The organism is Spirillospora sp. NPDC048824 (assembly GCF_043198455.1).
Lineage (GTDB): Bacteria > Actinomycetota > Actinomycetes > Streptosporangiales > Streptosporangiaceae > Spirillospora.
Genome location: NZ_JBICUS010000013.1, coordinates 226,724 through 237,815, shown reverse-complemented (window position 1 = coordinate 237,815; position 11,092 = coordinate 226,724). Strand labels below are relative to the sequence as shown.

At 75.5% G+C, this 11,092-nt stretch carries 8 protein-coding genes; 4 read left to right on the top strand and 4 right to left on the bottom strand.

The annotated features are described in order from the left end of the window. The first annotated feature begins 27 nt into the window (after nt 1-27). Both ACGFIS_RS25625 and ACGFIS_RS25620 read left to right on the top strand, forming a co-directional pair. A complete protein-coding gene (locus ACGFIS_RS25625; protein WP_392906674.1) occupies nt 28-915 on the top strand; it encodes a glycosyltransferase family 2 protein in 888 nt (295 codons plus the stop codon). A gap of 11 nt (nt 916-926) precedes the next feature. Next, the gene (locus tag ACGFIS_RS25620) at nt 927-1,754 is read left to right on the top strand and encodes a glycosyltransferase family 2 protein (RefSeq protein WP_392906671.1); all 828 of its coding nucleotides are present in this window, start codon (nt 927-929) and stop codon (nt 1,752-1,754) included. On the opposite strand, the gene ACGFIS_RS25615 is transcribed toward ACGFIS_RS25620, so the two are convergent. The 3 genes from ACGFIS_RS25615 to mgrA all read right to left on the bottom strand — a co-directional run bounded on the left by ACGFIS_RS25615 (nt 1,755) and on the right by mgrA (nt 3,695). Further along, nucleotides 1,755-2,153 carry a DUF6343 family protein gene (locus ACGFIS_RS25615; RefSeq protein WP_392906669.1) on the bottom strand — a complete coding sequence of 133 codons (399 nt, stop codon included), beginning with the start codon at nt 2,151-2,153 and terminating at the stop codon, nt 1,755-1,757. It lies immediately after the preceding gene. Further along, nucleotides 2,150-2,602, bottom strand: a complete 453-nt coding sequence (locus ACGFIS_RS25610) for a YbhB/YbcL family Raf kinase inhibitor-like protein (RefSeq protein ID WP_392906667.1) — start codon at nt 2,600-2,602, stop codon at nt 2,150-2,152. Before ACGFIS_RS25610 ends, ACGFIS_RS25615 begins: the two co-directional genes overlap by 4 nt. A 67-nt stretch (nt 2,603-2,669) precedes the next feature. Continuing rightward, on the bottom strand, nt 2,670-3,695 hold the full coding sequence (gene mgrA / locus ACGFIS_RS25605) for an L-glyceraldehyde 3-phosphate reductase (RefSeq protein ID WP_392906665.1): 1,026 nt from the start codon (nt 3,693-3,695) through the stop codon (nt 2,670-2,672). A 100-nt stretch (nt 3,696-3,795) separates the two neighbouring features. Here mgrA and ACGFIS_RS25600 point away from each other — a divergent pair, with 100 nt between their 5' ends. Then, nucleotides 3,796-7,113: a hypothetical protein gene (locus tag ACGFIS_RS25600; protein WP_392972802.1), complete on the top strand. Its 3,318-nt coding sequence runs from the start codon at nt 3,796-3,798 to the stop codon at nt 7,111-7,113. A 144-nt stretch (nt 7,114-7,257) separates the two neighbouring features. On the opposite strand, the gene ACGFIS_RS25595 is transcribed toward ACGFIS_RS25600, so the two are convergent. Then, nucleotides 7,258-8,838 carry an AMP-binding protein gene (locus tag ACGFIS_RS25595; RefSeq protein ID WP_392972800.1) on the bottom strand — a complete coding sequence of 527 codons (1,581 nt, stop codon included), beginning with the start codon at nt 8,836-8,838 and terminating at the stop codon, nt 7,258-7,260. Nucleotides 8,839-9,005: 167 nt separating this feature from the next. On the opposite strand from ACGFIS_RS25595, the gene paaZ reads away from it, so the two are divergent. Next, nucleotides 9,006-11,045 (top strand): phenylacetic acid degradation bifunctional protein PaaZ, encoded by a 2,040-nt coding sequence (gene paaZ / locus ACGFIS_RS25590; RefSeq protein WP_392906659.1) that lies wholly within the window; start codon nt 9,006-9,008, stop codon nt 11,043-11,045. Nucleotides 11,046-11,092: the final 47 nt, after the last annotated feature.

Genomic DNA, 11,092 nt, shown 5'->3' with positions numbered 1-11,092 from the left:
GGCGAAGGCTGCGGGTACGGGCGGTTCATGCGTTACACCGTCGTCGTCATCACCAGGGACCGGCGGCACTCGCTGCTCGCGACGCTCGCGCGCACGCGGGAAATCGCGGACCGGCCCCCGGTCATCGTGGTGGACAACGCCTCACGGGACGGCACCGCCGGCGCCGTCGAGGAACAATTCCCGGAATTCCGGCTGATCCGTTCCCCGCGCAACCTCGGCGCGGTCGCCCGCAACGTCGCGGCCGACCACGTCCGCACTCCGTACATCGCGTTCTGCGACGACGACACCTGGTGGGAACCGGACGCGCCGTCCCGCGCCGCGGGCCTGCTCGACGCCCATCCGCGGCTCGCGGTCGTCACCGGGCGGATCCTGGTGGAGCCCGGCGGCCGCGAGGACCCGATCGTGCCCGAGCTGCGGCACTCGCCCGTGCCCGGCCCGCCGTGGCTGCCGGGCCCCGCGCTCGGCTCGTTCCTTGCCGGGGCGTCCATGGTCAGGACGGACGCGTTCCGCGAGGCCGGCGGATTCTCCCCGCGGCTGTGGCTCGGCGGCGAGGAGGAACTGCTCGGCGCCGACCTGATGGCGCTCGGCTGGCAGCTGTGCTTCGCCGACGACGTCGTCGTGCACCACGAGCCGTCCCCGCTGCGCGACCCGCACGTGCGGCGCCGCCACGGCATCCGCAACACGCTGTGGTTCACCTGGCTGCGCCGCCCGCTGCCCGCCGCGGTGCGGCGCACCGCCGGGCTGCTGCGCACGCTGCCGCGCGACCGCGTCACGGCGGGCGCGCTCGCCGAGGCCGCCGCCGGGCTGGCCTGGGTCGCGCGCGAACGCCGGACGCTGCCGGCGGACGTCGAGGAGCGGCTCCGGCGCCTGGAGGCGTCCCAGCGGAAGTCCACCGCGCGCCGGTACGTGAGCTAGGAGAGCGGCCGATGCCCGATGTGACCATTCTCGTCGCGACCCGTGACCGTGCCCCGGAACTGCGCCGCAGCCTCGCGCACCACGACGCCCCGGTGATCGTGGCCGACAACGCCTCCGCCGACGCCACCGCGGCCGTCGCCGAGGACGCCGGCGCGACGGTGCTGCGGCTGCCGCGCAACCTCGGCGCCGCCGCCCGCACCGTCGCGGCCGAGCACGCCTCGACCCGCTATGTGGCGTTCGCCGACGACGACTCCTGGTGGGCGCCCGGCGCGCTGGACCGCGCCGCCGGGATCCTCGACGCCCATCCGCGGACGGCGCTGCTCGCCGCCCGCGTGCTCGTCGGCGACGAGGGGCGGCTGGAGCCGGTGTCCGGGCAGATGGCCCGCTCGCCTCTCGGCCGGCCGGACGGCCTGCCCGGGCCGGCCATCCTCGGGTTCCTCGCCTGCTCCGTCATCGTGCGGCGCGAGGCGTTCCTCCGCGCGGGCGGCTTCTCCGACGTCCTGCACTTCGGCGGCGAGGAGGAACTGCTCGCCCTCGACCTGGCCGCCGCCGGGTGGGGCCTGGCCTACGTGCCCGAACTCGTCGTCCACCACCACCCGTCCACGACGGGCCGCGACCCGGCCGCGCGCCGCCGCCGCGAGGCCCGCAACCGGCTGCTGACCGCGTGGCTGCGCCGTCCGCTCCCGGCGGTCGCCCGCGCCGCCGCGTCCGCGCTGGGCAGCCGCGACGGCCGGGCCGGTCTCGCGGACGCGGCCCGCGCGCTGCCCGCGCTCGCCCGCGCCCGGCATCCGGTCCCGCCCGCGGTGGAGGCCGCCCGCGCCCGCCTGACCCGCTACTGATCACGTCCGGGTGCGCCGGGCGATGACGATCAGGTCGACGGCGGCGATGACGGCGACGACCGCGCAGATGGCGGCCGCCGTCCAGGCGCCGTCCCCGGCGCCGCTCTGCGCCCGGACGGCGAAGAGCACCGCGGCCGCCGCCGCGCCGACCAGGGCCGCGCCGGACAGGATCGCCCGCAGCAGCAGCGGGCTGCGGGCGGTCAGCGGCTCACGCCCGCTCGGCTGCCGGTGGCGGTAGCGGCCGTGTGAGCCGGGGCCGCGCCACTCGGGATCCCGCCACTCGGGCGCGGTCCCATCGGCGTCGTCCCGGCCGGTCCGGCCCGGGTCGTCCCGGCCCGGGTCGTCCCGGCCGGGGCGGCTCCGGCGGGGGTCGTTCTGGTCGGGGGCGCCCACGGTCACCTCACGAACGTCCCGACGAGCGTGCCGGACGCCACGATCTTCTCCTGGACGGCGACGCGCAGGTCCTCGGCCGTGAACCCGGGACGGAGCCCGGACGGCTCGGACAGCCCGTAGAGCCGGAAGAAGTACCGGTGCGGGTCGTCGCCCGCCGGGGGCTTCGGCCCGCCGTACCCGTCCGCGCCGAAGTCGTTGCGCCCGGTGATCGCCCCGGTCGGCCGCTCCCCGGCGTCCAGCCCGGTCGTCACGGGATCGATGCCGGCGACCAGCCAGTGCGCGAACGTGCCGGCCGGCGCGTCCGGGTCCTCGCAGGCCAGCGCGAGCTCCACCACCTCCTCGGGGGCCTGCGACCACTCCAGCGGCGGCGAGACGTCCCCGCTGTCGTGCGAGTACTCCGACGGCATGAGCGTGTGATCGTTGAACGCGGCGCTGCGCAGCATCATCTCTTCCATGTGCTGCTCGTGCCCCGTCCTGCCAGGTCAATGCGTATGCCCGGTGGCCGGCCCGCCCGCCCGGCGGTCAGCCCGCGCTGGAGGCCGCCCAGATGTTGATCCCCGCCTCGACGGCGTCCCGGTCGATCGCGGCGAGCTCGTCGGCGGTGAAGTCCAGCCGGTTCAGGGCCGCGAGGTTCTCCTCCAGCTGGGCGACGCTGCTCGCGCCGACCAGCGCGGAGGTGACCCGGCCGTCCCGCAGCGACCACGCCAGGGCCAGCTGCGCGAGCGACTGCCCGCGCCCCTCGGCGATCTCGTTCAGCGTCCGGACGTGCCGCAGGTTCTCCTCGGTGAGCAGGCTCGTGGAGAACGACGTGCCCTTGCTGGCCCGCGACCCTTCGGGGATGCCGCCGAGGTACTTGTCGGTCAGCATCCCCTGCGCCAGCGGCGAGAAGGCGATGCAGCCCACGCCCTCGCGGCCGAGCGTGTCGAGGAGCCCGCCCTCGATCCAGCGGTTGAGCATCGAGTAGGATGGCTGGTGGATCAGCAGCGGCGTCCCCATCTCACGCAGGATCGCCGCCGCCTCCGCCGTGCGCTCGGGGGAGTAGGACGAGATCCCCGCGTACAGCGCCTTCCCGGACCGGACGGCACGGTCCAGCGCGCCCATCGTCTCCTCCAGCGGCGTCTCGGGGTCGAAACGGTGGCTGTAGAAGATGTCGACGTAGTCCAGGCCCATCCGGCTCAGCGACTGGTCGAGGCTGGCGAGCAGGTACTTGCGCGACCCCCACTCACCGTACGGGCCGGGCCACATGTCGTACCCCGCCTTGGTCGAGATGATCATCTCGTCCCGGTACGGCCGGAGGTCCTCCCGCATGATCCGCCCGAAGTTGGTCTCCGCGGAGCCGTACGGCGGCCCGTAGTTGTTCGCCAGGTCGAAGTGCGTGACGCCGAGGTCGAACGCGCGGCGCAGGATGGCCCGCTGCGCGTCCAGGGGCCGGTCGTCGCCGAAATTGTGCCACAGGCCCAGCGAGATCGCCGGGAGCCGTAGCCCGCTGCGCCCGCACCGCCGGTAGGGAATCCGCTCGTACCGATCATCGTCGGCCACATATGTCATGGTCACGAGTATCCCAGGGCCGTCCCGCTTGCCGGACGCGGCGGTGATCCGCCATCATCGACCCCATGATCTCCAGGAAGGGCGGTCTCCGCCCGGGCCGTTGAGCCCCATCGAGCCGGTCCTGGAACCGGCCCTCGAATCCCTGCCGTACCCGTCGCGCATGCGGGAACTGGCGCTGCGCGCCCGCGATCTCGCCGGGACCGACGAACTCCGCGACCTCCTCGCCGGCCTGTCCGCGGGCGGGCGGTACGAGCGCCGGCTCGCCCTGCACATGGCCATGGCGGCCCGCGACCTCCCGTACATCGAACGGGTGCTCGCCGGACCCGACATGGCGTTGCGCCGCGCGGCGCTCCGGGCCGTCCGGACCCTGCCGGTCTCCGACGACGCCGCGGCGGCCGTGCTGGACGACGCGCCCGCCGACCTGCGCCGCGCGTTCTACAGGACGCTCCGCCACTCCCGCCGCGCCGCCCTCGCCGACCGGCTCCTGCCGGACGTCCGGGCCCGCCGGGGCGACCGGGAGGCCGCCGCGCTGCTGCCCGCCTGCACGGGCGGCACCGTCGCGCGGGTCCTCCCGGAACTCGCCCACGGCGTCACCGCCTGGCGCGCCATGGCCGGGCGCCACCCCGGCCCGTTCCTCGCCCATGCCCGAGACCACCTGGCCGAATGGTCGTGGTGGCGGCGGTGCCGATCCGGTCTCCCGGCGCTGGCGCGGCGTGACCCTGCGGGACTGCTGGACCTGATGGAGCGGGACGGCTCACGCAGGCCCGCCATGTACTTCCCGCCCACGCTCGTTCCGGCGCTGTTCAGGGTGGACGCGGTCCGCGCCGCACGGGTGGTGCGGCGGATGGGACGCCGCAGGGGCCGCCTCTCGTGGTCGTACTCCAGGTACCTGAGCGGCCTCCCGGCCGCGGACCTCCGCGAGTTCGTACCGGACGACCCCCACTGGCTGAGGGAGTTCCTCACGCACGTCCCGCCGGCCCGGCGCGCGGAGATCCTCGACCTCGCGCAGGAACGCCACGGGCAGGCCCCGGGGATGCGGAACTTCCCGCTGCTCGCCGTCCTGCCGCCCGGCCGGGCGGCGGCCGAGGCCCGCCGGATGCTGGAGTGGCACGGCTCGGTGTGGCATTCCGCGCGGTCCAGGCTGGACGATCCGGAGATCCCGCTGAAGCTCACGGCCCACCTCCCCTACGAGGAGGCGGCCGGGCCCGTCCGGGAGGCGGCGTTCGGCGGCGACCCGCGCCGGCGCGGCCTCGCCCGCACGCTGCTCATCGAGCTCACCGCCCGCACCGCGGACCCCGCGCTCCTGCTGAGCCTGGTCACCGAGTTCGCGGACCGCACGCGGAACGAGCGGGACCCGCTCAGGGGGACGCTCATCGCCGCCCTGGCGGCCGTCCCGCTCCGCCTGCTGGACGACTCGTTCGCCCCGCCCTTCGCCGCCATCGCCGACCCGGCCGTGACGGCACGCGACTCCTCCCCGGCCACCCGCCGGAGGCTGCGCGGCCTGGCGGACCGGATGCTCGGCGCGGCCGGCTCGCAGGACGGGGCGCCGCCCGCGCTCACCCGCTGGGCGTACCGCGTCTACGCCACGCTCGTGGCGAGGCACGGACCCGAGGCGCTCGACGAGCACCGGCTCGACCGGGTTCTGCCGCGCGGCGGGGAACGCGTCCTCCTGGACGTCCTGCGCCCGCACCTGCGCGACCACGAGACCGTCGTCGCCTTGGCCCGCTCCCTCGGGCGGAGGGCGTTCGCGCTGGAGGACCTCCAGGACGATCTGCGCTCGGTGATCCTGGACGCTCCCGGGCACCTCGCCCGGGAGGCGGCGGACCTGTGGCTCGCCGACCCGGCGCGCCGCGAGGGGCGCGCGGTGGACCTGCTGGCCGCCGACGCCTCCGCGATCGTCCTGCCCGAGGTGTGGCGCGTCGTCGCCGGACGCCGCACGGACCTCCTCCCGGCCGCCCTGGACGGCGCCCGGGCGGGCCGGTTCGAGACCGCCGGACGGGTTCCGGAGGTCCGGCCGCAGGACCCGGGGCGCTGGACGCCGCCGCAGGCCGGGGCCGTGCGGGCGGTACTGGCCTCGGCCGCCCGGGACGAGCGGAGACCGGTGGACGCCAGGCTCACCGCCGTGGCGGGGCTCGGCCTGCTTCCCGGCGGGCTCGGGGACCTCGTGCCGTGGGCGGAACAGGAGGAGGACACCGTCCTCGCCGAGGCGGCGCTGGAGGCGATGGCCGCCACCGACCGTCCCGCCGAGGCCCTCGCGATGCTCCTCCTCCATGCGCGTGGGCCGAGGTCGGCGGTCGCGGTCGCGGCCGTGGGACGGTGCGGCGCGTCGGTGCCGCCGTCCGGGCTGGGGCCCGTCCTGGCGGAGACGCTGACCGGCCCGGACGGGAAGGTGACCGCCCGCAAGCAGGCCGCCCGGCTCCTCCAGCGGCTGCGGGTCCCGGGCGCGGCGGACGTCCTCCTGCACGCCTGGAACGACCCCGGCCTGCACCGGGACGTCCGGGTCGCCGTCGCGGACGCGCTGCGCCGCATGCCCGAGGACCCCCGGGTGATCGCCGCGCTCGGCGACGCCGCAGGCCCGTACGCATCGGAGCTGATGCTGCGCACGCTCTTCCAGGCGAAACCTTCGGAGTACGCGCCGGCGCACCGTCCCGCCTACGCCGCGCTCGTCCGGCGACTGGTCTCCGCCGCCGACGGCCCGGGCGTCCGGTTCCGGGCGTCCAAGGCGTTCGGCGCATGGGCGCCCTGGTACGCGGAGGGGTACGGCGACATCCTCGCCGCCGTCGCCGATCCCGGCGACCCGGCCGGGGACGACGATCTTCAGGTCCTGCACGCCCTGGTGAGGGCGGGGACGGTCGCGGACGAGGCGCTCGGCGTGCTCTCCGCCCTGGTGGACGCGGAGCTCGGCGAGCGGTCCAGGTCGCGGGCGAAGGCCATCGCGCAGACGATCGGCGGCCTGCCCGCCGGCCACGCCAACGCGCCGCTGGCCCGCCGCGCCGTCCGGATCCTGGCCGGGCATCCCCTCTATGCCGCCCAGGCGGCCGAGGTCGCACTCCGCGCGGCACGCCTGACCGAGGACGGCGTCACCGCCGAGCAGATCGCCGGGGAGCTGGCCGCCCTGGCGGACCTGCTCCGCGACCGCCCCGTCCTCACCGCGGCGTTCACCGGAAACCGCCTGTTCCACGCGGTCGGCGGCCATGGCGCGCGCGAGCCGGGCGGGCCCGCCCGGCTGCTGCCCGCCGCCCGGCTGCTCGCCGGCCGCGGCGACATCGTCTCGCACCTGCTCGCCGCCGCGCTGGTCCGGCAGGCGGGCCCGGCCGCCGGGTGGCCCGCCGGCTGGCGGGACCTCCTGGACGAGCTGCGCCGGTCCGGGCACGTGGAGGTCCGCCAGAACGCCTGGGACGTCATCCCCCCGCCGTGACCGGGATCAGCGGCGGAGCGCGAGGCCAGCAGGCGGCGGGCGTCGGTGAACAGGCCGTCCGGGGTGAGGGAACGGGTCGTGGTCATCGGGATTCCCCTCATCGTCGACGACCATGACGCTACGGACGCGGCGTCGTGCGGGCGATCACCCCGGAGGTGGCCCGGCGGCGTCCGGCAGGGCGTGCTTGAGGACCTTGCCGGCCGGGTTGCGGGGCAGCGCGTCCAGGAAGACCACGTCCCGGGGGACCTTGTGGCGGGCGAGGTTCGCGGCGACGTGGCCCCTGACGTCGTCCCGGGTGAGGCCGGCGGCGACCACGTAGGCGCGCAGCCGCTGCCCGAACTCCTCGTCCGGGACGCCGACGACGGCGGCCTCCCCGATGCCGGGATGGGCGGCGAGAAGGTCCTCGACCTCGCCGGGGTGGACGTTCTCGCCACCGGACACGATCATGTCGTCGGCGCGGCCGTCGACGTGCAGCCGGCCGCCGCCGTCCAGGTGGCCGAGGTCGCCGACCGCCATCAGGCCGCCGACCTCGTCCTTGCCGCCCCCGCCGGTGTAGCCGCCGAACCGGGCCGGGGTGTCGACGAAGATCCGCCCGATGGTGCCCGGCGGCACGGGCCGGTCGTCGTCGCCGAGGATCGCGACGGTGGTGCCGGCGGGCGGGCGGCCGACGCAGCCGGGCGCGGCGGCCAGCTCGTCCGGCGTGGCGATCGTGATGCAGGACGCTTCGGTCGAGCCGTAGAAGTTGTAGAGGGACGGCCCGAACGCCGCCAGCGCGCGGCCCCCGAGCCCGGCGTCCAGCCGTGCCCCGCCCGTCATGACCACCCTGAGGCGGGACAGGTCGCGCGTCCGCACCCCGGGGACGGCGAGGATGCGGCTCAGCATCACCGGGACGGCGACGAGCGACGTGCAGCGATGCGCCTCCAGGTCGTCGAGGACCCGTTCCGCGTCGAAACGGCGGCGCAGGACGAGCGTCGACCCGAGCCCCAGCGCGAGAACGGCGGAGGTGAGGCCGAGTCCGTGGAACAGCGGCGGGCCGACGAACATGGCCTCCCCGCCCCGGAACGGCACCTTCGACAGGATGCCGCCCGGCAGCGCCAGCGACCGGGACTGCGGCCTCGGCGCGCCCTTCGGCCGCCCGGACGTGCCGCTGGTGAGGATCACCATGGACCCGTGCCCGGACGGGGCGGGCGGCGGCGCGCCGTCCGCGCCGGCGATGAGGTCGTCGAGATCGGACTCGGTGAGGCGCGGCAGGTCGAGGCCGTCCGCGGCGGCGGCGAACTCGTCGTCGTGCACCAGGACGGTGACGCCCTCGCGGTCCACGGCGTCGCGGAGCTGGGGCGCGGCGAAGTCGGTGTTGAGGAACAGGACGGACGCGCCCGTCTTCGCCGCCCCCGACATCGCCTCCAGCAGGCCGCGGTGGTTGCGGCACAGGATTCCCACGGTGTCGCCGACGCCGACGCCGCGCGACCGCAGGGCGTTCGCGAGGGCGTTGCAGCGGCGGTCCAGCTCGCCGAACGTGAGGGTCCCGCGATCGTCGGCGAGCCCGGTGCGGCCGGGGAACCGGTGCGCGGGCAGCGCCGTCGCGGCGCCGAGCGGCCCGTACCACCGCAGGGCCCGCGCCGCCGCGGCGAGGGCCCTCGGGGGCATCGGGCCGATCATCCCGGCGCGGACGGCGGCCCGCAGCCCGTTCAGCTCGGCGGAGATCATCCTGGTGCGCGTGACCATGACCGGCAGCGTATGCACCAGAGGAACAAATCCACAAGATCTGTCCCTCTGATCCCGCGCTGGAACGAGTACACGAACGGACCGCGTCCCGGCTGTCATCTCTGCGATGCGTGAACCGGGCTCATGGGTGGCAGGAAGACTCAGAGATAACGGACAAGGAGGTCCCGGTGGTCGTGCTGCGCAGTTATGTGTCGGGTTCTTGGCGTGCTCCGGAGGACGTGGGGGCGCCGCTGCGCGACGCCGTCACGGGGGAGGAGGTCGCCCGGATCTCCTCGGCGGGGATCGACAAGGGCGCCGCCCTGCGGTACGGGAGGACGGCCGGCGGCCCGGTGCTGAGGGAGCTGACGTTCCACCAGCGCGCCGCCCTGCTGAAGGCGCTCGGCTCCCACCTGCGGGAGCATCGCGAGGAGCTGTACGCGCTGTCGGCGCGCACGGGCGCGACGCTGGGCGATTCGAAGTTCGACATCGACGGCGGCATCGGGGTCCTGTTCGGCTATGCGAGCAAGGGCAAGCGCGAGCTGCCGAACGACACGGTGCTGATCGAGGGGGACGTCGAGCCCCTCGGGAAGGGCGGCACGTTCGTCGGGCAGCACCTGTGCACCCCGTCGCACGGCGTCGCGGTGCAGATCAACGCGTTCAACTTCCCGGTGTGGGGGCCGCTGGAGAAGCTCGCGCCCGCGTTCCTCGCCGGGGTGCCGAGCCTGATCAAGCCCGCGAGCCAGACCGCCTACCTGACGGCCCGGCTCGTCGAGCTGATCGTCGAGTCCGGCATCCTCCCGGAGGGCACCGTGCAGATGATCTGCGGCGACCCCGGTGACCTGCTCGACCACCTCACCGAGCAGGACATCGTCGGGTTCACCGGTTCGGCGTCCACGGCCCGGCTGCTGCGCACCCACCCCGCGATCGTGCGGAACGCGGTCCGGTTCAACGCCGAGGCCGACTCGCTGAACTGCTCGATCCTCGGGCCGGACGCCGCCCCCGGGACGGCGGAGTTCGACCTGTACGTCAAGCAGCTCGCCGCGGAGATGACCGTCAAGGCGGGACAGAAGTGCACCGCGATCCGCCGCGCGCTGGTCCCCGCCGCCCTCATCGACGACGTCGCCGAGGCCGTCCGCGACCGGCTGTCCAAGGTCACGGTCGGGAACCCCGCCGACCCGGACGTGCGGATGGGCGCGCTGGCGGGGCTCGACCAGCGCGAGGAGGTGCGGCGCTCGCTGAAGCCGCTGCTGGACGCCGGGCACCTCGTCTTCGGCGACCCCGGACGGGTGGACGTGCGCGGCGCCGACGCCGAACGCGGCGCGTTCATGTCGCCGATCCTGCTGCGCGCCGACGACACCGCCCGCGCCGAGCCGCACGAGGTCGAGGCGTTCGGGCCGGTCAGCACGCTGCTGCCCTACGACGGCGCCGGGCAGGCGGTCGAGCTGGCCGTGCGCGGCCGCGGCAGCCTCGCCGGGTCGATCGTGACCGGCGACGCCGGCTTCGCCCGGGACGTCGTGCTCGGCACCGCGCCGTGGCACGGCCGCCTGCTGGTGCTGAACTCGGAGGACGCCGGGGAGTCGACCGGGCACGGCTCGCCGCTGCCCGCGCTCGTCCACGGCGGCCCCGGGCGCGCCGGCGGCGGCGAGGAGATGGGCGGGATCCGCGGGGTCGTCCACCATATGCGCCGTACCGCCGTGCAGGCCGGACCGGCGATGCTCACGTCGATCACCGGGCGGTGGGTCCCCGGCACCGGCCGGACGGTCACCGGCGAGCACCCGTTCCGCAAGCACCTGGAGGACCTGCGCGTCGGCGACACCGCCGTCGGCGGCCCCCGCGTCGTCACCCTCGCCGACGTGGAGCACTTCGCCGAGTTCACCGGCGACACCTTCTACGCCCACATGGACGAGGAGGCCGCGAAGGCCAACCCGTTCTTCGGCGGCAGGGTCGCGCACGGCTACCTCGTCGTGTCGTTCGCGGCGGGCCTGTTCGTCGAGCCCGACCCGGGGCCCGTCCTGGCGAACTACGGGCTGGAGAACCTGCGGTTCCTGACCCCGGTCAAGCCCGGCGACGAGCTGACCGTCACGCTCACCGCCAAGCAGATCTCACCGCGGGAGGGCGCCGGCTACGGCGAGGTCCGCTGGGACACCGACGTCACCAACCAGGAAGGGGCCTCGGTGGCCAAGTACGACGTCCTGACGCTGGTGTCCAAGCGGCCCAAGCACGACTGACACGGCCGGCTCGCGCCCGTGACCGGAGCGCTTCATGCCGGGATGCT

Bases quoted from the DNA above. Each gene is read 5' to 3' on its own strand.
- mgrA (WP_392906665.1), bottom strand. From the start codon at position 3,695: ATGACATATGTGGCCGACGATGATCGGTACGAGCGGATTCCCTACCGG.
- ACGFIS_RS25595 (WP_392972800.1), bottom strand. From the start codon at position 8,838: ATGGTCACGCGCACCAGGATGATCTCCGCCGAGCTGAACGGGCTGCGG.
- ACGFIS_RS25620 (WP_392906671.1), top strand. From the start codon at position 927: ATGCCCGATGTGACCATTCTCGTCGCGACCCGTGACCGTGCCCCGGAA.
- ACGFIS_RS25610 (WP_392906667.1), bottom strand. From the start codon at position 2,602: ATGGAAGAGATGATGCTGCGCAGCGCCGCGTTCAACGATCACACGCTC.
- ACGFIS_RS25625 (WP_392906674.1), top strand. From the start codon at position 28: ATGCGTTACACCGTCGTCGTCATCACCAGGGACCGGCGGCACTCGCTG.